At 27.4% G+C, this 20,722-nt stretch carries 28 protein-coding genes; 11 read left to right on the top strand and 17 right to left on the bottom strand.

The genetic code is table 11. The annotated features are described in order from the left end of the window. Positions 1-4 precede the first annotated feature (4 nt). Positions 5-250, bottom strand: a complete 246-nt coding sequence (locus tag ACPB8Q_RS05025) for a hypothetical protein (protein WP_423792089.1) — start codon at positions 248-250, stop codon at positions 5-7. A gap of 54 nt (positions 251-304) precedes the next feature. On the opposite strand from ACPB8Q_RS05025, the gene ACPB8Q_RS05020 reads away from it, so the two are divergent. Further along, positions 305-538 (top strand): hypothetical protein, encoded by a 234-nt coding sequence (locus ACPB8Q_RS05020; RefSeq protein ID WP_423792088.1) that lies wholly within the window; start codon positions 305-307, stop codon positions 536-538. 103 nt (positions 539-641) lie between these two features. On the opposite strand, the gene ACPB8Q_RS05015 is transcribed toward ACPB8Q_RS05020, so the two are convergent. The 11 genes from ACPB8Q_RS05015 to ACPB8Q_RS04965 all read right to left on the bottom strand — a co-directional run bounded on the left by ACPB8Q_RS05015 (position 642) and on the right by ACPB8Q_RS04965 (position 8,481). Further along, the gene (locus tag ACPB8Q_RS05015; protein ID WP_423792087.1) at positions 642-2,048 is read right to left on the bottom strand and encodes an ATP-binding protein; all 1,407 of its coding nucleotides are present in this window, start codon (positions 2,046-2,048) and stop codon (positions 642-644) included. Beyond that, a complete protein-coding gene (locus tag ACPB8Q_RS05010) occupies positions 2,029-2,724 on the bottom strand; it encodes a tyrosine-type recombinase/integrase (RefSeq protein ID WP_423792086.1) in 696 nt (231 codons plus the stop codon). Before ACPB8Q_RS05010 ends, ACPB8Q_RS05015 begins: the two co-directional genes overlap by 20 nt. Then, positions 2,724-3,662, bottom strand: coding sequence for a hypothetical protein (locus tag ACPB8Q_RS05005; protein ID WP_423792085.1), 939 nt, complete (start codon positions 3,660-3,662; stop codon positions 2,724-2,726). Before ACPB8Q_RS05005 ends, ACPB8Q_RS05010 begins: the two co-directional genes overlap by 1 nt. A 4-nt stretch (positions 3,663-3,666) precedes the next feature. Then, positions 3,667-4,086 (bottom strand): hypothetical protein, encoded by a 420-nt coding sequence (locus ACPB8Q_RS05000; RefSeq protein WP_423792084.1) that lies wholly within the window; start codon positions 4,084-4,086, stop codon positions 3,667-3,669. Beyond that, positions 4,086-4,400: a hypothetical protein gene (locus tag ACPB8Q_RS04995; RefSeq protein WP_423792083.1), complete on the bottom strand. Its 315-nt coding sequence runs from the start codon at positions 4,398-4,400 to the stop codon at positions 4,086-4,088. Before ACPB8Q_RS04995 ends, ACPB8Q_RS05000 begins: the two co-directional genes overlap by 1 nt. 135 nt (positions 4,401-4,535) lie before the next feature. Beyond that, entirely contained in the window at positions 4,536-5,042 is a 507-nt protein-coding gene (locus ACPB8Q_RS04990) for a hypothetical protein (RefSeq protein ID WP_423792082.1), read from the bottom strand. A gap of 47 nt (positions 5,043-5,089) precedes the next feature. Next, positions 5,090-5,482 (bottom strand): hypothetical protein, encoded by a 393-nt coding sequence (locus ACPB8Q_RS04985; RefSeq protein WP_423792081.1) that lies wholly within the window; start codon positions 5,480-5,482, stop codon positions 5,090-5,092. Between the two features lie 334 nt (positions 5,483-5,816). Continuing rightward, positions 5,817-6,176, bottom strand: coding sequence for a TFIIB-type zinc ribbon-containing protein (locus tag ACPB8Q_RS04980; protein WP_423792080.1), 360 nt, complete (start codon positions 6,174-6,176; stop codon positions 5,817-5,819). 5 nt (positions 6,177-6,181) lie between these two features. Further along, a complete protein-coding gene (locus tag ACPB8Q_RS04975) occupies positions 6,182-6,415 on the bottom strand; it encodes a hypothetical protein (RefSeq protein WP_423792079.1) in 234 nt (77 codons plus the stop codon). A gap of 391 nt (positions 6,416-6,806) precedes the next feature. Further along, a complete protein-coding gene (locus ACPB8Q_RS04970; RefSeq protein WP_423792078.1) occupies positions 6,807-7,445 on the bottom strand; it encodes a V-type ATP synthase subunit D in 639 nt (212 codons plus the stop codon). Between the two features lie 91 nt (positions 7,446-7,536). After that, on the bottom strand, positions 7,537-8,481 hold the full coding sequence (locus ACPB8Q_RS04965; protein ID WP_423792077.1) for a tetratricopeptide repeat protein: 945 nt from the start codon (positions 8,479-8,481) through the stop codon (positions 7,537-7,539). A 91-nt stretch (positions 8,482-8,572) separates the two neighbouring features. Here ACPB8Q_RS04965 and ACPB8Q_RS04960 point away from each other — a divergent pair, with 91 nt between their 5' ends. The 5 genes from ACPB8Q_RS04960 to ACPB8Q_RS04940 are packed head-to-tail and all read left to right on the top strand — an operon-like array spanning position 8,573 to position 13,276. Continuing rightward, positions 8,573-9,817 carry a tRNA (N(6)-L-threonylcarbamoyladenosine(37)-C(2))-methylthiotransferase gene (locus ACPB8Q_RS04960; RefSeq protein WP_423792076.1) on the top strand — a complete coding sequence of 415 codons (1,245 nt, stop codon included), beginning with the start codon at positions 8,573-8,575 and terminating at the stop codon, positions 9,815-9,817. Positions 9,818-9,830: 13 nt separating this feature from the next. After that, a complete protein-coding gene (locus ACPB8Q_RS04955) occupies positions 9,831-11,093 on the top strand; it encodes an MBL fold metallo-hydrolase (protein ID WP_423792075.1) in 1,263 nt (420 codons plus the stop codon). Positions 11,094-11,098: 5 nt separating this feature from the next. Beyond that, positions 11,099-12,049, top strand: coding sequence for a thiamine-phosphate kinase (locus ACPB8Q_RS04950; protein ID WP_423792074.1), 951 nt, complete (start codon positions 11,099-11,101; stop codon positions 12,047-12,049). Further along, positions 12,021-12,482 carry an archaeosortase family protein ArtE gene (gene artE, locus ACPB8Q_RS04945; RefSeq protein WP_423792073.1) on the top strand — a complete coding sequence of 154 codons (462 nt, stop codon included), beginning with the start codon at positions 12,021-12,023 and terminating at the stop codon, positions 12,480-12,482. Before ACPB8Q_RS04950 ends, artE begins: the two co-directional genes overlap by 29 nt. Next, positions 12,479-13,276: an NOL1/NOP2/sun family putative RNA methylase gene (locus ACPB8Q_RS04940; RefSeq protein WP_423792072.1), complete on the top strand. Its 798-nt coding sequence runs from the start codon at positions 12,479-12,481 to the stop codon at positions 13,274-13,276. Before artE ends, ACPB8Q_RS04940 begins: the two co-directional genes overlap by 4 nt. On the opposite strand, the gene ACPB8Q_RS04935 is transcribed toward ACPB8Q_RS04940, so the two are convergent. Then, positions 13,277-13,726 (bottom strand): FKBP-type peptidyl-prolyl cis-trans isomerase, encoded by a 450-nt coding sequence (locus tag ACPB8Q_RS04935; protein ID WP_423792071.1) that lies wholly within the window; start codon positions 13,724-13,726, stop codon positions 13,277-13,279. A 179-nt stretch (positions 13,727-13,905) separates the two neighbouring features. On the opposite strand from ACPB8Q_RS04935, the gene cobI reads away from it, so the two are divergent. Next, positions 13,906-14,580 (top strand): precorrin-2 C(20)-methyltransferase, encoded by a 675-nt coding sequence (gene cobI / locus ACPB8Q_RS04930; protein WP_423792070.1) that lies wholly within the window; start codon positions 13,906-13,908, stop codon positions 14,578-14,580. Between the two features lie 2 nt (positions 14,581-14,582). Continuing rightward, entirely contained in the window at positions 14,583-15,614 is a 1,032-nt protein-coding gene (locus ACPB8Q_RS04925) for a transcriptional regulator (RefSeq protein WP_423792069.1), read from the top strand. A 507-nt stretch (positions 15,615-16,121) separates the two neighbouring features. Here the strand turns inward: ACPB8Q_RS04925 and ACPB8Q_RS04920 are convergent. Continuing rightward, a complete protein-coding gene (locus ACPB8Q_RS04920; protein WP_423792068.1) occupies positions 16,122-16,649 on the bottom strand; it encodes a MarR family transcriptional regulator in 528 nt (175 codons plus the stop codon). Between the two features lie 620 nt (positions 16,650-17,269). On the opposite strand from ACPB8Q_RS04920, the gene ACPB8Q_RS04915 reads away from it, so the two are divergent. From ACPB8Q_RS04915 to ACPB8Q_RS04905, 3 genes are read left to right on the top strand one after another with little or no spacing between them, the layout of a single operon-like run. Continuing rightward, entirely contained in the window at positions 17,270-17,734 is a 465-nt protein-coding gene (locus tag ACPB8Q_RS04915; protein WP_423792067.1) for a hypothetical protein, read from the top strand. Then, positions 17,731-18,015 (top strand): 50S ribosomal protein L44e, encoded by a 285-nt coding sequence (locus ACPB8Q_RS04910; protein WP_423792066.1) that lies wholly within the window; start codon positions 17,731-17,733, stop codon positions 18,013-18,015. The genes ACPB8Q_RS04915 and ACPB8Q_RS04910 overlap by 4 nt, the downstream gene beginning before the upstream one ends. A gap of 18 nt (positions 18,016-18,033) precedes the next feature. Further along, positions 18,034-18,231 carry a 30S ribosomal protein S27e gene (locus ACPB8Q_RS04905; RefSeq protein ID WP_423792065.1) on the top strand — a complete coding sequence of 66 codons (198 nt, stop codon included), beginning with the start codon at positions 18,034-18,036 and terminating at the stop codon, positions 18,229-18,231. Here the strand turns inward: ACPB8Q_RS04905 and ACPB8Q_RS04900 are convergent. The 3 genes from ACPB8Q_RS04900 to pyrB are packed head-to-tail and all read right to left on the bottom strand — an operon-like array spanning position 18,228 to position 20,666. After that, positions 18,228-18,647, bottom strand: a complete 420-nt coding sequence (locus ACPB8Q_RS04900) for an archease (protein ID WP_423792064.1) — start codon at positions 18,645-18,647, stop codon at positions 18,228-18,230. The genes ACPB8Q_RS04905 and ACPB8Q_RS04900 overlap by 4 nt on opposite strands. Positions 18,648-18,652: 5 nt before the next feature. Next, positions 18,653-19,762 (bottom strand): bifunctional 5,6,7,8-tetrahydromethanopterin hydro-lyase/3-hexulose-6-phosphate synthase, encoded by a 1,110-nt coding sequence (locus ACPB8Q_RS04895; RefSeq protein ID WP_423792063.1) that lies wholly within the window; start codon positions 19,760-19,762, stop codon positions 18,653-18,655. 1 nt (position 19,763) lies between these two features. Beyond that, on the bottom strand, positions 19,764-20,666 hold the full coding sequence (gene pyrB / locus ACPB8Q_RS04890) for an aspartate/ornithine carbamoyltransferase family protein (protein WP_423792062.1): 903 nt from the start codon (positions 20,664-20,666) through the stop codon (positions 19,764-19,766). Between the last annotated feature and the right edge of the window lie 56 nt (positions 20,667-20,722).

Below are 20,722 nucleotides of genomic sequence, written 5' to 3'. Positions count from 1 at the left end.
AATATCACACTATTGGTCCTGAAGTGACATCTTTTCTTGAGACCCAAAGGAAATATCCTATTATTGTTCCAAATATCAAAATTAGTGGAAATAATTTCCAAACCCAGACTATAACACTCGTAACTTCAGGAGTCCACCCGTTTATCTGGGCTAATTGTATAAAATAATTAAAAACTGGAGTAACCATCCAATACACAATAGCTATAATTATAAATTCAATAATCAGATAGATAGCTGGAGCAACTGCCATGATATAACACCAACAAGAAGCATTGGAATGTACGGAATCTTTTTATTTCTAATAATGATTCCAAAGACATATGCTAAGAGCAATGAGATTAAAACCACGAATATCCCATCAATCCCAAACATTGAAACAGTAGCTATAACTACGAACACATCTCCAATTCCATACAATCTAAGGACATACAACATTAAAGCAAAGATTATTGAGATTAGAACATTTTCAGGATTTATAATTGTGAAAATTAATGAAAATAATGCTCCATCAATGACTCTAATTGATTTATATTTATAATCTTCATAAGCCAAATATGCCAAATAAGCTATATAAATTACATATTGAACTTGCAATTTTATCTCCTACTATTATATTGTAACCTCAGAGAAAAAAGCGTAAATTATGTTTCTTGATTTTGCTGTTTAGCCAGCATTTTTTCTATTAGGTTTCTTAATTTTCTCGCTGTTTTTTCACCAATTCCAAACTTTTCTGATAAATAAGCAGTAGAAATCCTTCCTTTGCTTCTTCCTTTTTGTATATATGCCTCTTCATCTTCTATGTATTTTTCAATGAATTCCTTTGCCATATCTGACAATAGTTTGTCATTCTTTAGTAATTTAATTTCTTCTTCAATTTTCTCTAAGTATTTTGAAGTAACATTCTTATCTCTTAGTTTTTCATAGACTTCTGCAATGTCCTTTGAAACTCTTGGAACATTAAATTTCAATAGATATATGTTATAGTCGTCCTCATAGTAGTATGGCTCATAATCAACTTCTAATTTGTCTTTTGAAATGTTAAATCTACTTTTCACTTTGTAGATTTCACATTTTTGCGGTTCTTCCATGACAATGTAATGAGTAACTCTTTTTCTCAATCTCCTTATAGTATCTGAGATATCTCTCGATGTAAAAATTACTGTCAATCTCAGATACCTAAAAAGCTGTAAATATCTATCAAATAAGATGTTCTCAAATTCCCAGCTTGTTAAAGCAGATGCCGCTGCTCCTACCTCATCAAATATAATAACTTTCCCAATTAGGTTTTTTCTTTTCATGTCATTGCATCTTTCTATAAACTGCGGAATATCAAAAACTATCTGCTTCTCTGGCTCAAAGTCTGGGTCTATTTCCATAGCTAAAGCGAGTGCTGTATAACTCTTCCCAACTCCATGTTCTCCTTCTATGAAAATTAAGTTATTTGTATTTCTTTCAATTCTTGTGTAAATGTCTTCAAAGATTGTTGTCTTTGCAAATTCATTGTCTTTTTTTAAATCTACCCATCTTACCTCAACGGGTTTAGGCAATACATTATGCTTATAATAATCAATTATCAAATTCTCAATATATTCTGATATGTTTTGCCCTTTTTGTGGTCTCTCTACCTTAATATCATACACAATATTAGACACTGCCCAAAGATAATTAGAGGCTATATACTTTAATTCATACAAATCTGTAGTATTAACAGCATCTATAACATATTTAATTGTTCTTAATAGAATATCTGCTTTTCCTAACTGTGTAAAAATAATATTTTGTTTTCTAATCTGTTTTACAGCATTTGCTATATTTCCAAATGTATCTAATTGACTATCATATGAAATATTTGCCCATCCGCATAGGATTCTTGCAGAGTTTGTAATTCTTTTATAAATCTCCTGAGGAGGATATTTAACCTCTCCCGTGGATATGAGGTATATTAGTTCAGCAATTGACAATATGCAGTGTTTAATCAAATCATACCTGTTTAGAAACCCTTGCTCTTCCCTATAAGTTCTGTATATTTCAGTCATCCAGCTCTTCATTATCTCTGCCCTTTACTGACTTTAATTTTTCCTTTAAATCAATATTTTTCAATCTTATGTATCTAAAAGTCACATCGGGATTGGTATGCCTCATGATTTTTTGAACATCCTGTGCTGGAAGTTTTAAATCATTAGTCAAATAAACACCTAATGAATGTCTAAGGGCATGTGGATGTATTTTTCTCCCTAAATATTCTTTTGAATACTTATAAATTACATTTCTAACTTGTCTCTCTTTTATATCTACTAAGAAATCTTCTTCATCTCTATTTTTTAGCCATTCTTTCCAATATTTTATATGGTGTTTTGGAGTATGGTCAATTGGAATTTCAACATATTTAATTAACCCGTTTTCAAATCTCTCATAAGGGTCAATGTAAGGGTCATCTGGAAGCTTCTTCCAGTATTTTTTCTTTAACTGCGGTATATAGTAGTTCATTTGTTCAAAATCAATGCAGAATTTTTGTGATAATAAAAATTCAGTAATTCTCGCCCCTGTAAAAAATAAAAATGAGAATATGAAGCAAGCTCTTAATAGTCTATATCCTGACTTTCTCCCTTCCAATATCCTATACTGGCTCCATAACCCATTGCAAATATATTCTAATTCATCATATGTGATGTATTCAATCCGTTCTCCTGTGTAAAAGTCAATAGTTTCAAGCTTAGGAAGCATTATAACCCGCCCATCGCTTTTACAATAACATATGTTATTGTCGGGGCTGCTAAAATTATTGCAATTATAGTAATCCACTTAAGAATTTGAATAAATCCCTCATCCTTCTGTCCTCTGATATATCCTGCTAAATAAAACCTCTGGGCTTTTGCCATCTTAATTTCAGGATTTTCATTTCCTAAAACTTTAACAACATTCTTAAGTTTCATTGTTTGTGCAGGAATCGTTGATATGGCATCCTCAATTTCTTTTATTAAGTTTCTTTCTTGTTCTAACTCTTTCTCCAACTTCTCAATCTCTAATTTTATATTTTCGTCTTTTAGAACTTGGTACTCAGATTTTAACTTGTTTAGTCTTTTTAATTTCTCACCTATTCTTTTCTCATGCTCTTCAATAAATCTCTTGACATCCTTAACAGTCTTAAATCCCAAATCTTTCAGTAAATTGAGAGAATTCACATATTTAGCTGGAATTGCCCTTCCAGAAATCCCGCTGACAAATAAGACAGGAACTCTATTGAAATACACAACATCTTCATCTGAAAATTCATATCTTAATCCTGTTGCTTTATCTTTCACTTCCCTAACTGAAAAGTCTATTTCACCCACTGAAGTGTCCATTATTCCTAGTTCATCAACAAAAAATATGATACATTCATTAGCCTTCCTGAAAAATTTAATTTTTATCAGTTCAAGAACAAACTCTGGGGCATATGCTCTAATAAGTATAAAAATAAGAGCCAAAATTCCAAAAATAATTATCATTAATCCAAAAATTATTATGTTCAGATGATAGTATTTAGTATAAAGTAAATAAAAACCAATTAAGGAAAGAAAAATACCAAATATTGGGAGAAATAATATTTTAAAGATTGCTGGTATTTTTATGTCCTTAATTCCTGATATATATTTATAAACTTCAGTATCTCTTTTTCCCATTTACTCACCAGAGTTTTTTTTCCTCTCTTTCACTACCTTGTATTGATATATGTTTTTCAGTTGCTTTCTTAATTAAAAATCCTCCAATAGATTTTCTTGCTCTTGTTAAAACTGCTACATCAAGATTCCAAAAATTTCTGTTGTGGTCTTCCGCTAATTCTGAAGTAGGAATTGTCTCATACTCTTCAAGATAAACAGCTGTAGCTAACAGTCTAAGCTCTTCTATGTATTTTTCAGATATGTTTGTAGTTGTTATGTCTTTGTTGAGAAAACCCCAATATTTTTTTAATGTTTCCTTGTCTATCTCAAATGCTTCCGCTGCAAAATAAACAAAATTGTCTTTTAAAGATTGTTGAGTTTGTTCTTGTGTTGATTGATTAAGCATAGAAAAAATCTGTGCTCTCAGTGCGTCAATCTCATCCATTATTCATCCCCCCTTGACCTTGAAAATGTCAGATATGCGTGCTGAATACCTCTAATTATTGTTATACTTAGAAATATCCAACTAATGTACTGAAAAATACTGACTCCTTCAATGTGTATTTTGGCATATTGTATTGTATTATTAACTTCTATTGCCTGAACTGTAGTAACATCAACTATTAAAGCAATTATAAAGAATAGAATGAATGATATTACATTGAAAATTATTCTTTTCCCTCCATAAGTTAGAAAGCTTGCACCAAAGAATATTAACGCTAAAATCCAAAGAAGAATGTAAAGTGTTAAGCTTATCATAATTAATTACCTACTTTATAAATTAAGAATTTCAGAAAGTATGAAAAAATAAAAAAATCAAATAAACTTATTTCCTCTTCTTCCTTCTTCCAGATTTCTTTTTCCTTCTTGTTCTTGTTCTTTTTCTAGCCATGTTTATCTACCTCCCCCAATACCTCTCAAGTATCCAATTATAACTACAGCTCCTAAAACGAGAACTGACAGTGCTAAAATAATTAGTCCTGCTTTTCCTGTATTGAATACACTATTAATCAAGTTTATAGCATCAGTGTCATTATTCGCAGTTGCCACAGCCATAGCTGTGCTTTTAACCTGTGTCATTATTAAAACTCCAATAATAAGAGCAACCAAAATTACAATACCAGCAACAGCTATATCCACAGTTGCTGGAACCCTCTCTAAGCTTTTTCTTGCTGTTAAAATAACTAAACTGTTCATTTGTGCATATGTTATATTTGGAGCAAATGGAAGTGGTCTATTATCTACTAATAGAATAGCTTCAGCTTCTTTATCTCCTTGAACTGCTCTTATTATCAATTCTAAATTTCTTCTCATAGAGGCATCTTTTGAAATAACTCCTTTCCAGCTTTCCACATAGTTCATTACTTTCTCATTTCTTAACATTTCTTCAATTGCAAGCATTTCAGCCTCACCTAAACTACTCTATATTATATAGTAACTTCAGAGAATCACTGCCAGAAGATCTGCCCTTTTGTGGCATTAATAATCTCAGATACTATTTCCAAACATGTGTCTATGATGTATTTCTCACGTTCTTTGATTTTCCTTTCAATTTTTGCTTGCATCTCAGAATATGTTGTTATTGTTTGTTCATTTTCATCTAATTCTACTTTTTCAAAATTTAATAGTGCCTTTTCTGCTTTTTCTAAGTCAGATTTTAATTCTTTTATTTTTTCTTCTTCTAAAAGAGCTGAAGATATCGCCAATAGATATTTTGTATTGTCAATTATCAGCTCTAATTTCGTTCTTATTGGTAATTGTGGCTGATTCAGTGCAGAGTGTATAGTTGCTATTGCCTGTATGGCTAAATTGTGCAGTGATGCACTCATTGATGCGTTCATTTTTGCACCTCCAATTGTATTTAGTAACCTCAGAGTAAAGGAAAACAAATATCAACCCTAAGTTGCTTACATCATGTAGATAACTGCCGACTTCACTAACTCGGCAATTTTTGACTGGAAAAAAGCAAAGTTGCCGAAAATTTTTGAACTCGGCAATCTTTGAGTAAAAAATTTTAATTTTTAAATTTAAGTTTATGAATTATAAGAAAAATAAAACTTAAAAAAAATGAACACATAGTAAAAATATACAATAATACCCCAAGGATTGTACTTACTGGGGATATTAATATCCCCAACAAACCAAAAAATAAAGAAAGACAACAGTAAAAAATTGCTATTTCTCTAAGCATTCTCTCACAAAGTCATTATACAGCTTCTTCATGTGTCTGCTGATGTTATTATTCTTTATTCCTTTCCTATGACAGTACTCAATAAACCTATAAAAATAGTAATCCGGTAATCCCAGCTTGTCATATTTTTCTGCCAGTAACTTCATAGCCTTTCTTTCTTTATATTTCTTAATTCTTCTATATTTAACTTCCTTATCTAAGTTGTTCAGTTCCCTGTCATATTTAATTTCTAAAACAAGAGAAAGATCTTCAATTACATAACCACACGTAAAGCAATACAGTTCATAATGCCTCTCATCAAAAATAATATAATTACTTTTACAAACTGGACATTTGAGCTCCATAATCATCACTTTCTTATTCTTCTGAGAGTTATTGCAAGATTTATTTGCTGTTTTGTTATTTTATCTAACTCATGATATGCTCGTGTGGTCCTAAACTGCTTCAAAGTATTGATGTTAATATCTCCAGATTTCGTGAAAATTGGCTTTTTTGTGGCACCAATTATAACTCTACCTAAATGACCATGTAGTTTCTTTCTTAAAGAACCAGGGTGTTTAATGGCTTTGCTTATCCAATCCATAGATACCACAATTTACAGATTTAATAAATTTTTAAATGGTTTATATATTTATACATTTCTATTTATAACTAATTTTTTTAGTCCAGCAGTGTAGTAATCCAAAAAATAGAGTCCTCTAAAATTTCCTTTGAGATTTCACATAAAAAAGCGTTATAACCTTACTGGACTTACTCTAATATTTGATAATAAAGCTTATTTTCTGATAAAAAAGCTATTTTATAATTTTATATTGTTGGCTTATATATCATTCCTGCTAATCCCGTTGGGCACCGCCCTACCCGGGTTCAAATCCCGGCCCCCGCGCCATATTTTTTTTAATTTTTTAATTTAATATTAAAATTAATTAAAATTACAAGATATAGATAAAAAATAAAAAAGATTTTAAAATTAATTATTGTTCTTCTCTTTGTTCTATTCTTGCTTTTATTAGTTTTAATCTGAAGAAGTTTTCTCTTTCCATCTCATCTAATCTCATAGAGATGTATTTTTTAAGAGCTTTTAATCTTGGAATTATAACATACTCTAATGCATTGACTCTTCTTTTTGTTTTTATTATCTCTTCTGCTAAGAGCTTTATTGATGTCTCTATTTCAGCCAACTCTGTTATTAATTCTAATGCCTCTTCAAACTTTTTAGCTGCTTCATCTACCTTAGCACTAACACCATAAGGAGAGTATCCTCTCTCCCCAAATTTTCTTTTAACATTATATATTTCAAAAGTAGGAACAGTAACACCCATTATATTTTTAGTATCCATATCTACCTCTAACTTGTCATTCTTTGCTGCAAATGAAACCTCCTTAACTGCTAATGTCCCCATACTTAACTCTGCCAAAATTAAATCTTTATAAGCTTCTTCTAACTTACTTTCTACTTTTTCTCTTAAATTAGCTGCCAAATCAATTATTTGAAAAAATTCCATAATTAAAGCATCTCTTTTCTGCTTTAAAAGTTTATGCCCTTTTTCAGCCAATTTTATCTTATTCTTTAACTTTAAAAGTTCCATCCTTGTAGGACTAACTTTCTGCATAGCTTATCCCTCCAAAAAATTAATAATAAAAATTAACAAAGAAATCTAATATAAAGTTATAATACATAAATTACTGTTTATATCTTATCAGCTAAAACAGTTTATTATACTCTTCTAAAGATTCTTCTATTCTACCTAAGTTTTCTAAAATTCTTGCTTTATGTAATCTTGCAATCTTTGAAAGTATATTATGATTAGAGTCTATAACCTTGTTGTAATACTTAATTGCTTTATTATATTCTTTGTTTTTTTCATAAGCTAATCCTAAATAAAATATTGCCTCTAAATCATTTGGATTATACTCTAAGTACTCTTCAAAATATTTTATAGACATTAATACATCATCAATTTCCAAGTATAAGTATCCTAACTTTTTATATAAATACTTTAAATTTTTATTTAAATTAAGAGCTGTTATATATGCTTCAATAGCCTCCTTAGGTTTATTAAAGTGCTCTAAAATTTCTCCTTTAATAGTCCATAAATATGCATCATTTGGGGATAATTCTAAACATTTTTCTAATATTTCATAAGTTTCTCTATATCTTCCTAAGTGATACAATATATTTATTTTAAACTTATAAAATGGTGTTGCATTGGGATATTTTTTTAAAGCTTTATCAATCTCTTCCAAAGCTAAATCATACTGATATCTATCTATATAAATCAATATCTTATGAAAAGGTGATAAAATACATATTTTGTTTATATTCTCTAATTTATTTATATATTCCAAAACCTTATCATACTGTCCTTTAATAAAACATAGACATATTAAATTTCTTAGAGCAATTATTGATTTATTATTACTATCTAAAAATAACTTTAAATAGTCTTTTTCAGCATTATCTATATTTCCCTCAACTAAATTTATAATTCCATCTACTAACAATACAAGAGGATTGTCTTTATCTAACTCCTTAGCTTTATCAATATAAAATTTAGCTTTTTCATAATCCCCTAAGTTTAAAAAATTAACAGCTTCAATAAGATAATCTAAAATTTTTAAGCCTATGTATGCATAATCTTTCATCATCATATTTCCCATTAAGCTTTCTAACTAAATAAGTATTATAATTATTATAATTATCCCTATTATAAATAAATTTTTATTTATTGTGATGATTATGAAAGTTTATATTGAAGGATATGGGTGTGTTTTGAACCAAGCTGACACTGATATTATAAAAAATTCATTAATTAAAGAAGGATTTACAATAGTTGATAATTTAGAAGAGGCAGATATTGTAATAATTAATACATGTATTGTAAGATTAGAGACAGAAAATAGAATGATATACAGAATCAAAAAATTTAAAAATATGAATAAATTTGTTGTAGTTGCTGGATGTTTGCCAAAAGCTTTAAAAGAAAAAATTAATAATCTACCATACATTTTGCCAAAAGAAGCATTTAAAGCAGGAGAAATTTTAAAAAATTATTTAAAAAATGAGAATATAGAGCATAATGATGAAAATCTTAATAAAGAGCTATATAAAAAGCTTTATTTATTAGAACCTAAGTTAATAACTCCTCTTCCAATTGCTGAGGGTTGCTTAGGTAAGTGTAGCTTTTGTATAGTTAGATTAGCAAGAGGTTCTCTCAAATCCTACCCAAGAGAGATTTTAGTTGAGAGAGTAAAATATATCTTAAATAAAGGAGCAAAATGTTTATTTATAACTGCACAGGATACAGCATGTTATGGATTTGATAGAGGAGATAACTTAGCTAATCTATTAAATGATTTATCATCTATTGACAAAGAGTTTATAATGAGAGTAGGAATGATGCATCCAAAATCATTAATGAATGTTGTTGATGAAGTTATTGAAAGCTATAAATCTGAAAAAGTTGGTAAATTTTTGCATCTTCCATTACAAAGTGGTGATAATGAAATATTAAAATTGATGAATAGAGGCTATACAGTAGATGAATTTATAGAGTTAGTTAAAGAATTTAGAAAAAAAATAAAAGATTTATGCTTTGTAACTGATATAATTGTTGGATTTCCTACTGAAACAGATGAGCAATTTAACAATACATTAGAAGTGTTAAAAAAGATTAAACCTGATTATATACATGCTGCTAAATACACTGTAAGAAAAAAAACACCAGCAGCTAAAATGAAACAAGTTGATTCAAAAATAAAAAAAGAAAGAAGTAGAATTTTAGATAAACTAAGGAGAGAGTTAAGCTATAAACAAAATAAAAAATATATAGGAAAAACTCTTAAATGTCTAATTGTTGATAAAAATAAAGCTTATTTAGATAATTTTAAAGTTGTTAAAGTAGATTGTGAAGATATTGGTGAATTTAAAAAAGTTAAAATTACTAATGCTAAAACATTTGGACTATTAGGAAAAATAATTTAAAAATGTGAAATTTATGCTGTTGAAATTTCATGGTGGAGCTCAAGAGGTAGGAATGAGTTGTGTAGAGATTATAGGTAAAGGTAAAAGAAGAATTTTATTAGATTGTGGTTTGCATCCAAATACTGGAGAGATTCCTAAGATTAATGATAAAGAGATAGATGAGGTTATTGTTTCCCATGCTCATCTTGACCACTGTGGAGCTATCCCATTTTTTAAATTTAAAAAGATTTATTGCACATATCCTACTGCTGATTTAATGTATATTACTTGGAAAGACACTTTAAATTTAACTAAATCCTTCAAAGAGGAAGATATCCAGAAAGCTATGGAGGTTATTGAACCTCTAAATTACTATGAGGAGAAGGTTTTAGATGAGAACATTAAATTTAAATTATACAATGCTGGACATATATTAGGAAGTTTATCCATTTACTTAGAAATTGAAGGTAAAAAAATCTTTTACACAGGAGATATTAATGAAGTTTCCACTAAAACAATGAAAGGAGCTGATACTGATATAGATGAAATAGACATTCTTATAATTGAATCTACTTATGGCTCTCCTTTGGATATTAAACCATCAAGAAAAGAATTAGAAAAACAACTAATTGATGAAATTGCTGAAACTATTGAAAATGGAGGAAAAGTTTTAATACCAGTATTTGCTGTTGGAAGAGCTCAGGAGATTTTGTTAATTATTAACAACTATATGAGAACAGGTATTTTAAAAGAAGTTCCTATATATACTGATGGTTCTCTAATTCATGCCACTTCTATTTATCTATCCTACTCAGAATGGTTGAATCCAAAAATTAGAAATATGTTAGAGACAGGAATAAATCCATTTGGAGAGATAAAAAAAGCTGATGATTCTGTATTTAATAATGAGCCTTGTATTATTATCTCCACCTCAGGTATGCTACAAGGAGGGCCTATACTAAAATATTTAAAACTTCTAAAAAATCCAAAAAACAAATTAATATTAACAGGTTATCAAGCAGAGGGAACCTTAGGAAGAGAGTTAGAAGAAGGAGCAAACGAAATAACTCCTTTTAAAAATACTATTCCAATTAGAGGAAAAGTTATTAAAATAGAGTTCTCAGCTCATTCTGATTATAACTCATTAGTTAGATATTTAAAAAAACTACCTACTCCAAAGAAAGCTATTGTTATGCATGGAGAAAGATACCAAGCACATTCATTTGCAATGACTATCTGGAAAAACTTAAAAATCCCTACTTATGTCCCAGTTAGAAATACAATACTTCCAATTTGATAGTTATGGATGAACTCAAAATAATTGAAATTATAAAAAATATTTTAAAATACAACAATAAAAATACTATAAAAGGTATTGGAGATGACTGTGCAATTATAAACTTCAATAATAAATATTTAGCCCTAACTACTGACACAATATGTAGAAAAACTCATATTCCTGATATATTAACTCCTTACCAGATTGGAGTAAGAGTTTTAACAGCAAATATATCTGATTTGGTTAGTTGTGGTGCAAAGCCACTTTATTTTTTGTTATCTATTGTCTTATCAAAATATGAGGCTAATGAAGATTTTATAAAAGAGTTATATAAAGGATTATATGAATACTCAGAAATATACAAATGTCCTATTATTGGTGGTGATACAGTTAAAGGATATGAGTTAGTTTTATCAGGCTTTGCTCTTGGAGAGTGTATAAAACCACTATATAGATGTGGAAATGCAAAAGATAAGTTAGTTGTTACTAACAATATTGGGAGAGTGTATTGTGCCCTCTATCTTTATTATAGATATAAGAGAGGAAAAATCTCAAAAAATGAATTAGAAAAGTATGAAGAAAAATATAAAGAAATATTTAAAAAGTTAAGATATCCAAGAGCTAAAATTGAGTTTTTGAAAATTGTAGAATTTGTAAGAGGAGCTTGTGATATTTCAGATGGCTTAGCTAAGGAGTTAAAATATTTTAAGAGCTTTTATATCTACTCAGATAAATTATATAAATTAATTCCAGAGGATGTCTTAGAATTTTGTGAAGAGTTTAATTTAAATCCTATAAAAGTAGCTTTAAATAGTGGGGAAGAATTTGAAATTCTATTTACTACAAATAAATTAACAACTATAAAAAGAAAATTAAAAGAAATGAAATTTATAGAGATTGGAGAAATTATAGAAAATGGACAGTTCATAGATGGGGAACACTTTAATGAAGAAGGATATATATATCATTGGTAAAATAGTTAAATTTTATATTATATTCTTCTTAATTTTTTTAGTTTTAAACTATTTTTCAAAATATTTAGTTGATATTGTCTCTCTATTAGTTTTTCATATATTAAATTTATTATATTCAGCTAAGTTGATAAATTCAACAATTATACTGCCAAATTGCTCTATAACTATTGTAAAAGAATGTTCAGGAGCTTTTTTATATGCTGTTTTTTTATCTTTGTTAGTTTATGCTAAAAATATAAAACATATTCTTATTGGTTTATTTTTGTTAATATTATCTTTTTGGATAAATATTTTAAGAATTGTGCTAATAGGAATTTTTTTAGAATATAGATTTCCAAAATATATCCATGATGTAGTTGGTTATTTATTAATTGTATTATCAGTTCCTACATTATCATTTTTATATTTAAAAGCTGTTGGAGAGATAAAATGAATGGAATTAGAGTAAATACTTTAAAAATCTCACCAAACATTTTAAAAGAAAGATTAGAAAAAAAAGGTGTTAAACTAAAAGAAACTTTTATAGGTTATGCTTTTAAAATCTTAGATAGTCCTTTTTCAATTGGTTCAACACCAGAGTATTTGTTTGGTTACTATATTCCTCAATCCCTCTCCTCCTTAATTCCCCCATTGGAGTTAAATCCTAATAAAAATGATTTTGTCTTAGATATGTGCTCTGCTCCAGGTGTTAAAACTACTTATCTCTCCCAAATAATGGAAAATAAAGGAACTATTTTAGCAGTTGAAATTAGTAATAGAAGAACTAAATCACTAAAATCAAATATAAACAGAATGGGAATTTTAAATGTTATTATTATGAACAAAGATATGAGAATATACTACAAATATCTTATAAATAAAAATATATTTTTTGATAAAATCCTATTAGATGCACCTTGCTCAGGAAATATAATTAAAGACAAAAATAGAAATGTTAGTAAGGAAGATATTCTATATTGCTCTGAGAGGCAAAAGATTTTATTAAATATTGGATTAGATTTACTAAAAAAAGATGGAACATTAGTTTATTCAACATGCTCCTTAGAAAAGGAAGAGAATGAAGATGTTATAAAATATATTCTAAAAAATAGAGATGATATTGAAATAGAAAAAATTAATCCCAACAAATACAAAGGTTTGAATGTAAAAGAAAGTTATAAAGGAACTTTAAGGGTTCTTCCTCCAGATGAACCTTTTTTTATAGCCAAAATAAGGAAAATTAAATAATTATTCTTTATCAACTACTTTAATTTTAAATTTAAGTTCCTTTCCAGCTAATTCATGGTTGAAATCTAAAACAACTGTATCATCAGTTACTTTAATTATCTTAGCAGGCATACCATTTGCTAAAATTAGCATTCCCTCCTCAGGCTCAAAATCAGCTCCTTCAAACATCTCTTTTGGAATTTCTTGAATAAGATTTTCATCTCTATATCCATATCCTTTTTCTGGAGGTATAACAACTTCTTTCTCTTCACCAACTTCCATTCCTATAACAGCTTCTTCAAATCCTTCAATTAGTTGGTTACTACCAACAACAAACTCAATTGGTTGATATTCTCTCTCTTCATTATAAATATTATGCTCCTTAGCCACTTCTTCAATTGATGTATCAATAACTTTTCCATCAACCTCTAAAACATAATCAACTTTAACTTTATCTCCTTTATTTATCAAATTTCCAACTCCATTTATTTTAGTTTTTGTCTTTGTTTCATATTGTATATATACTTTTAGTTAAAATAAAATTATATATATAACTCTAAAAATTCAAAATAAACAGTTAAAATAATTTTTATAAAATTTAAATAGTAGTTAATAAGTTATTAGTCTTTAACTTAGATTAGGAGATTACAATGATAGTGTATGGTATAGGAGTAGGTCCAGGAGATAAAGAGCTAATAACACTAAAAGCACTAAATATTTTAAAAAAAGTTGATAAGGTGTTTGTTCCTATATCCAAAGAAGGTAGAAAATCAGTTGCTTATGAAATAGTTAAAGATTACATTAATGATAAAGAAGTTGAAGAACTCTTATTTCCAATGATTAAAGATAAAGAAAAAACTAAAAAGTATTGGGACCTTGCAATTAACAAAATTGTTAATGAAAAAAGAGACGTTGCAGTTATAACAATTGGGGACCCTACTTTATATAGCACTTTTTCATATCTATGGAAAAAGTTATTGGAGAGAGATATTAAAGTTGAAATAGTCAATGGAATATCTTCTATATTTGCTGCTGCAAAAGCTTTAAATATTCCATTAGTTGAAGGTGATGAAAAACTCTGTATTCTTCCACAAGGCAAAGATATAGAGAAATACATAGATGAATTTGACACTATAATAATAATGAAAACTAAAAACTTAGAGAAAAAATTAGAAAAAATTAAAGATAGGGATGATATTGTTATAGGATTAGTTAAAAGAGCCACATTTGATAATGAAAAAGCTGTTTTTGGAAAAATAAAAGATATTGATTTTAATGAGTTTAATGACTATCTTTCAATAGCAATAATTAAAAAAATAAGATAGGTATGATAGTCAAAGATATTCCTGAAGAGTTTTTAAATGACTTGTATTTATATCCTACTCATAGATGGAACTTGTTAGAATTAGAGGATAGTGGTAGATTTTACTATAAAAGATATCCAATAATCAATATATTAGCAACCCCAAATTTGAAAAAGACCATACTTAGATTGTTATTCATTATAAAGGATAAATATTACTTGATTAATCCTAAATCTGGATGGTTTGAAAATCTCTTTAATTATATTTATCAAAAGAAAAAATATAAAAAACATTATAGAGCAAAAAAGGCATATTTTAGAGCTATAAAAGATTTTTATAATGATGTTAAAAATTGGGATTTTAAAAAAGTTAGAGGAAAACTATTGTCAATTCTTAAATCTATAAATCCTATATTGGTTATAGATATTCATGACATTAGAAAATGGAGGCATAAAAAAGGATTTGTTAGATTTATAAATGAGCTAAGAAAAAACAATATTTCAGTTGTTTTAAGATATCCAATAGAATCTCACAGTCTTATAAAAAAACTTTTTCCTGAAGGAAAAATAAACAGTATAGGAGCTGTAAGATATTTTGCAAAAAAATTAGGTTACTATATAAGCAATAAAGTAGCTCAACATCTAATAAAAATAACAAATGGTAACTTAGAGATAATAGAGATTATTTTAAGAGGTTGTAATAGAAATATAAAAACACTAAGAGAGCTAAAAATTCCTTGGCTAAAAATATTGCCTTATATAGTGGATTCGAAATATCGAAAGTTAGTTGAGATGGCTATTGAACTTAGAAAGTTCCATATAGATGATATTATATATAGAGTCAATTATAAACTTCCAACAATTTATAGGTATTTAAATGATTTAGTTGATTTAGGAATTTTAGCAAAATATAGATTTGGTAAAAAAGTTAGATTTAAGCTAAAATACAATAAATCTTCTTTTTTAAATTTATTAACAAAATTTATAGATAACAAAGAGAACTATTTTTTAATATTCCTATTAGATGGGTTTATAGAGTTTCGGAATTTCGAATAAAATATAAAGTGTAGTTTTATACCACTCACTTAGTTGTGTGTATTTATGACACAATATATTATTTCTTTTAAGAAAATAATTTTATACTATTTGGTTAAAAAATTTAACTAATTTTCTTATAAGATTTTCGAGTTTTCGAGTTGCATGTATGTATAGGTTTTTGGGAAGGTATATACAAAATTTTTAGTTCCAAATTATCACAAAATTTTTGTTATAATATTATACTTTCTTACACAATAAATGATTTTTAAAAAATTTTGTTGTTTATATTTAGTATTATATAACTAAATTTTTAATTAATTTAAGAATAAACATTAAATTAAGTTTTTTAAAACAAAAAAATAATTTTTACAACAACAATTTGAATAATTAGACATGTTACATTTTATTATCACAAAAAAGTCTATACTACTCTCTAATTTTGTGTTGTGATAATTTCATTTTCAAAAAATTCTATATGCACAACCGTAGCATATACATACATGCAACTCGAAAACTCGAAAATCATTAATTTGTTTTTTCCAATCTATCATATAGTTTTTTGACGTAATCTATGTGCTTACAGTCAGTAGATTTACATATCGTGCACCACCAAATACCTTTATAATTCCTAAAAACTTGCCCTAAAAGGTTGTTATCATAGTCATAAAACGAGAATGTAATCCCTCCAAACATATCCTTTTGAATATCTAACCTAAATCCTATTTTTGTTATTGGACAGTGTTTAGTCATAAATCTCTTTTTAGATAAATTTCGAAGAGCATTCGAAAAACTCAAATCAAATATTTCAGGCGCTAATCTTTTTAATATTGCTATTCCTTTCTTTGTTAATGAATATACAACCTTATGTCCAATTCTTTCTCTTGACATGATATCTAAGGCAGAACAGAGCCTTAAAAAAGATGATGACAATCCTTTTGATATGTTTAAATCTTTGGATAATTTTGTAGGAAATGTACTTCCTGTTATTAACATATGATGTAAAATAGCTTTTCTGAATATTGTTGATACAACCTCCTTATATACATTATCCATATTGATACACCTTATTTCAACTTTATGAATATTTTTATTAAAATTTCTAATGGTTGCTCAATTATTTTATTTTTAATTGTATAAAAAACTTTTGATTCATATTATAATTGATTAATGTTAATTTTATAATTAGTATTACTGAAATTTTCTCATTTTTTCTTGGACTTCAAAAATTAGATTTTGTGGTATATGCTCTATATTAATTATATTTAAAGTTTTTGCCTTTTTCTTGTATGTTTTAAAAGATATTATGTCCTGTTAAATTGTCTAATTCTTTAGGTTCATAGTTTTAACATTATAAGAATTTTTGATTCACGTTAATTTATATGTGTGGTCAGTAAGATTATTCTATTGAGAAGAATTAAAATTAACTTTATTTCATGAGAATAGTTTATATATTTTTTATGATTTTATTAAAGTTTATTTTTGAGAAAATTTAAAAGAGATTTTATAAGAAATATTTTTTGATTCACAATGTTTATAATATTTTATTGTTTGATTCACTTTTTTTAAAAATTAAAAGGATAAATTAATAAATCCAAATTTAGACAATTAACGAAAAAATAGGTATATTTAGAATGGACAATAATTATTTAAATCAAAAACTTTTGTGAGAGGTTATGTTAAAAAAATTGAAGCAGCTATTTATTGATGAGATAAAATCAGACAGTATTTTAGAGCTTGATAATAATTTTTACAATGAAGTTAGAGAATATATTAAAAATATTGAAGGATTAGAAAAAAAGAGGGCTTTATATTTTTATAGAAATTTAAGGAAAGTAAGAATATATAAGTCCTTATTATTTGGATGTGAAGAAAATCTTACAGAAGAGGAGAAAGAAATTCTTAATATGATTTTTGATTTGAAATTGGAAACAAAAAAAGAGGATAGTTGTATAGAACCACAACATATAAATATTATAAATGATATTGAAGTTGTAAGAGTTTTAAAGAATTTTCCTTCTTTTATATTTAATGGATATATTTGCTCATTAAACAAAGAGGATATTATAACACTTGATAAAAAAGTAGCTAATATCTTAAAAAAACACAATATTATTGAGGAAATTAGGTGGAAATTATGAAAATGCCTAAGAAAATAAAAAGATACTGTCCTTACTGTAAGAAGCACACAATTCATATTGTAGAGAAGGCAAAAAAAGGTAAGGCAAGTGAATTAACTTGGGGTCAAAGACAGTTCAGAAGAGTTACAGCAGGATATGGGGGGTTCCCAAGACCTAAACCAGATAGGTCTAAACCAGTTAAAAAGATAGATTTAAGATTTAAATGTACAGTTTGTGGAAAAATGCACACAAAAGCTAATGGATGTTTTAGGTCAGCAAGGTTTGAATTCTTTGAAAAATAAATTAAAAGGTGAGAAAATATGGATGATTTATCTAAAATCATCCCTCAACCAAGAACTAAATTTATAAAAGTTCAATGTCCAGAATGTAATAATGAGCAAATAATATTTAGTAATCCTGCAACAGTAGTAAAATGCTTAGCTTGTGGAAGAGTTTTAGCAGAGCCAAGAGGAGGTAAAGGAAAAATATTAGCTAAAATTATAGAGGTATTAGGTTAGAGGTCTATAACAAACCTTACAATATATTTATTGCCATCTTTTTTAACTTCCATTAAATGGTAAGTAACTGCCTTAACTTCCTCTTTTATATTGTGTTTTTCTTTGTTTATTTCTTCACCATAAGCAATACATTTTAGTTTATACTTTCCATTTAACTTTTCTATTTTTATATCAAAATCTGAAAAAACTATATTATATACATCAGTATAAAATAAGAGCTCATTTAAAAAGTTATATAGTAGTTCTTCTAAATCTTCACCTTCTACTTCAATCTCAATTTTTTCCTTTTTATCAACTTTGTCAATATCTACCATAACATTGTATAATCCTCTTGCCCCTTCTTTAAAAGCTTCTTCTAAACTTTCTCCTTCTGCATATATTCCTAAATCTGCTGTTGTCTCAAAATATTTAAACATAAAAATCACATCTCATCCTCATCAAAATATAACCTATATGTGTCAATATCATATCCCATTTTATTTAATATGTATCTAACAACTCTTCCAGGGTCTTTGGATTTTGTTATTGCTCTACCAACCACAACAATATCATAAATCTCTATTAATTTATCAATATCTTCTAATCTAACTCCACCTGCTATAGCAGTTAAGCAATCAAATTTTATATTATCAATTTTTTTGTTCTTTTCCTCATCAATTCCTCTATGTAGAACTACTACATCAGGTTTTTTTTCTAATGAGTTATAAAGTTTTTTGGGATTATCTACATTTAGCATATCTAAATAGCTAATCAATCCACATTTTTCACATTCATCTATGGCCTTTAAAATTGTTTCTTTTGGTGCTAATCCACTAATTACAACAGCATTGGCAGTATGTTCAAAAGCCAATCTTACTTCAACTCTTCCTGTGTCAAGAGTTTTTAAGTCAGCAACAATAAAACCATCAAAGTAATTTCTTATCTCTTCTATAACCTCTAAACCAAACCTTTTTATAAGAGGTGTTCCAGCCTCTAAAATTAAATGGTCACTATTTGGTAGAGAATTTAAAATAAACTCTAAATCTTCCATAGTAGGAACATCTAAGGCAATTTGTAGATATGGAGTATTTTCTAATTTACAATCTCTAAATCCAACTAATGGATGGAGTGCTCTAAACTTTTCTTTTTTAATTTTCTCTATGGATGGATAATTATTTAATGCTCTTTTTATTGCCAACTTTGTAGATGAATAAAAACTTTGAAAAACTTTTCTTTTATGTAGTTTTGATAGAGGCACATCTGGAATATTAACTGAAACAATAATTTTCAGATTTTCATTTAAATCTAAATCTGCAACGGCCTTAGCAACTGCATACTGAATAACTCCATAAAATAACTCTTTTTTTATTTCATTGTCTAATGGTTCTCTTGGTTTAACTATTGTTATTGGCTTAACTATTAAATTTGGTCTTAAATTGGCAAATATTCCCTCTGATAGTGAATTAGATAATATATAATCTAAATATTTATCATTTCCAATTGATATATTAACATTTGCCAAACCTAAACTACCTTCTCCAAAGTATATCATTTTATCTTCCCTCTAATAGTAGCTTTAAAATAGCCATCCTTACTGGAACTCCATAAAAACTCTGTTTAAAGTATTTAGCATTTTTTAAATTATCTACCTCATAATCAATTTCATTAACTCTTGGTAGAGGATGCATAATAATAAAATCTTTTCCTTCAACATGCTCCTTCTTTATCATGTATGTTCCTTTAACTCTTTCATATTCATTCATATCTGCAAATCTCTCTTTTTGTATTCTTGTAACATATAGAACATCAATATCATCAAAATCTAAATTTTCTTTCTCTTCAAATTCTATATTTTTATTTTTTAAATCTTCTTTTATTTCTTCTGGAAGTTTTAATTCTTTTGGAGATATAAATATCATTTTAACATTTTTGAATAGGGATAGAGCATAAACTAATGAATGGACAGTTCTACCATATTTTAAGTCCCCTAAAAAAGCTATTTTTATATTGTCTATTTTACCAACTTCTCTAATTATTGTATATAAATCCAACAATGTCTGAGTAGGATGTTGATTACTACCATCACCAGCATTTATTATTGGAACTGAAGAATATTCAGATGCCAATCTTGCAGCTCCTTCATTTGGATGTCTTATAACAATAATATCAGAATAACCACTTACAACTCTAATTGTATCTATTAAACTCTCTCCTTTCTCTATTGATGAACCTTTATCTATCATATTTATGACTTCTCCACCTAATCTTTTCATTGCTGTTTCAAAGCTTAATCTTGTCCTTGTAGATGGCTCAAAAAACAAATTTGCTAAAATTCTTCCTTTTAAAATGTCAGAGGTTTTCTTTTCATTTATAAGATTTTCCATTTTTTTAGCTTCTTCTAAAATTTCTAAAATATCCTTCTTTGATATATCTCTCATAGATATTAAATGTTTCAAATAAATCCCCCTTTTTAATTCTACTATACAAAATCTTATTAAACTATAATTTTTAT

The organism is Methanocaldococcus indicus (assembly GCF_049554935.1).
GTDB lineage: Archaea > AGJL01 > Methanococci > Methanococcales > Methanocaldococcaceae > Methanocaldococcus > Methanocaldococcus indicus.
The sequence above is the reverse complement of the archived record's forward strand: the minus strand, read 5'-3'. Positions and strand labels throughout refer to the sequence as shown.

What these genes read in the sequence shown, in the direction of transcription:
- ACPB8Q_RS05020 (WP_423792088.1), top strand. Translation starts at nt 305, where the DNA reads ATGATTCCAAAGACATATGCTAAGAGCAATGAGATTAAAACCACGAAT.
- cobI (WP_423792070.1), top strand. Translation starts at nt 13,906, where the DNA reads ATGATAGTGTATGGTATAGGAGTAGGTCCAGGAGATAAAGAGCTAATA.
- ACPB8Q_RS04955 (WP_423792075.1), top strand. Translation starts at nt 9,831, where the DNA reads ATGCTGTTGAAATTTCATGGTGGAGCTCAAGAGGTAGGAATGAGTTGT.
- ACPB8Q_RS04920 (WP_423792068.1), bottom strand. Translation starts at nt 16,649, where the DNA reads ATGGATAATGTATATAAGGAGGTTGTATCAACAATATTCAGAAAAGCT.
- ACPB8Q_RS04915 (WP_423792067.1), top strand. Translation starts at nt 17,270, where the DNA reads ATGTTAAAAAAATTGAAGCAGCTATTTATTGATGAGATAAAATCAGAC.
- ACPB8Q_RS04940 (WP_423792072.1), top strand. Translation starts at nt 12,479, where the DNA reads ATGAATGGAATTAGAGTAAATACTTTAAAAATCTCACCAAACATTTTA.
- ACPB8Q_RS04995 (WP_423792083.1), bottom strand. Translation starts at nt 4,400, where the DNA reads ATGATAAGCTTAACACTTTACATTCTTCTTTGGATTTTAGCGTTAATA.
- ACPB8Q_RS04970 (WP_423792078.1), bottom strand. Translation starts at nt 7,445, where the DNA reads ATGCAGAAAGTTAGTCCTACAAGGATGGAACTTTTAAAGTTAAAGAAT.
- ACPB8Q_RS05000 (WP_423792084.1), bottom strand. Translation starts at nt 4,086, where the DNA reads ATGGATGAGATTGACGCACTGAGAGCACAGATTTTTTCTATGCTTAAT.
- ACPB8Q_RS04905 (WP_423792065.1), top strand. Translation starts at nt 18,034, where the DNA reads ATGGATGATTTATCTAAAATCATCCCTCAACCAAGAACTAAATTTATA.
- ACPB8Q_RS05025 (WP_423792089.1), bottom strand. Translation starts at nt 250, where the DNA reads ATGGCAGTTGCTCCAGCTATCTATCTGATTATTGAATTTATAATTATA.
- ACPB8Q_RS04910 (WP_423792066.1), top strand. Translation starts at nt 17,731, where the DNA reads ATGAAAATGCCTAAGAAAATAAAAAGATACTGTCCTTACTGTAAGAAG.
- ACPB8Q_RS04985 (WP_423792081.1), bottom strand. Translation starts at nt 5,482, where the DNA reads ATGAACGCATCAATGAGTGCATCACTGCACAATTTAGCCATACAGGCA.
- ACPB8Q_RS04895 (WP_423792063.1), bottom strand. Translation starts at nt 19,762, where the DNA reads ATGATATACTTTGGAGAAGGTAGTTTAGGTTTGGCAAATGTTAATATA.
- ACPB8Q_RS04925 (WP_423792069.1), top strand. Translation starts at nt 14,583, where the DNA reads ATGATAGTCAAAGATATTCCTGAAGAGTTTTTAAATGACTTGTATTTA.
- ACPB8Q_RS04980 (WP_423792080.1), bottom strand. Translation starts at nt 6,176, where the DNA reads ATGGAGCTCAAATGTCCAGTTTGTAAAAGTAATTATATTATTTTTGAT.
- ACPB8Q_RS04950 (WP_423792074.1), top strand. Translation starts at nt 11,099, where the DNA reads ATGGATGAACTCAAAATAATTGAAATTATAAAAAATATTTTAAAATAC.
- ACPB8Q_RS04965 (WP_423792077.1), bottom strand. Translation starts at nt 8,481, where the DNA reads ATGATGAAAGATTATGCATACATAGGCTTAAAAATTTTAGATTATCTT.
- ACPB8Q_RS05015 (WP_423792087.1), bottom strand. Translation starts at nt 2,048, where the DNA reads ATGAAGAGCTGGATGACTGAAATATACAGAACTTATAGGGAAGAGCAA.
- ACPB8Q_RS04960 (WP_423792076.1), top strand. Translation starts at nt 8,573, where the DNA reads ATGAAAGTTTATATTGAAGGATATGGGTGTGTTTTGAACCAAGCTGAC.
- ACPB8Q_RS05010 (WP_423792086.1), bottom strand. Translation starts at nt 2,724, where the DNA reads ATGCTTCCTAAGCTTGAAACTATTGACTTTTACACAGGAGAACGGATT.
- ACPB8Q_RS04990 (WP_423792082.1), bottom strand. Translation starts at nt 5,042, where the DNA reads ATGCTTGCAATTGAAGAAATGTTAAGAAATGAGAAAGTAATGAACTAT.
- artE (WP_423792073.1), top strand. Translation starts at nt 12,021, where the DNA reads ATGAAGAAGGATATATATATCATTGGTAAAATAGTTAAATTTTATATT.
- ACPB8Q_RS04900 (WP_423792064.1), bottom strand. Translation starts at nt 18,647, where the DNA reads ATGTTTAAATATTTTGAGACAACAGCAGATTTAGGAATATATGCAGAA.
- ACPB8Q_RS05005 (WP_423792085.1), bottom strand. Translation starts at nt 3,662, where the DNA reads ATGGGAAAAAGAGATACTGAAGTTTATAAATATATATCAGGAATTAAG.
- ACPB8Q_RS04975 (WP_423792079.1), bottom strand. Translation starts at nt 6,415, where the DNA reads ATGGATTGGATAAGCAAAGCCATTAAACACCCTGGTTCTTTAAGAAAG.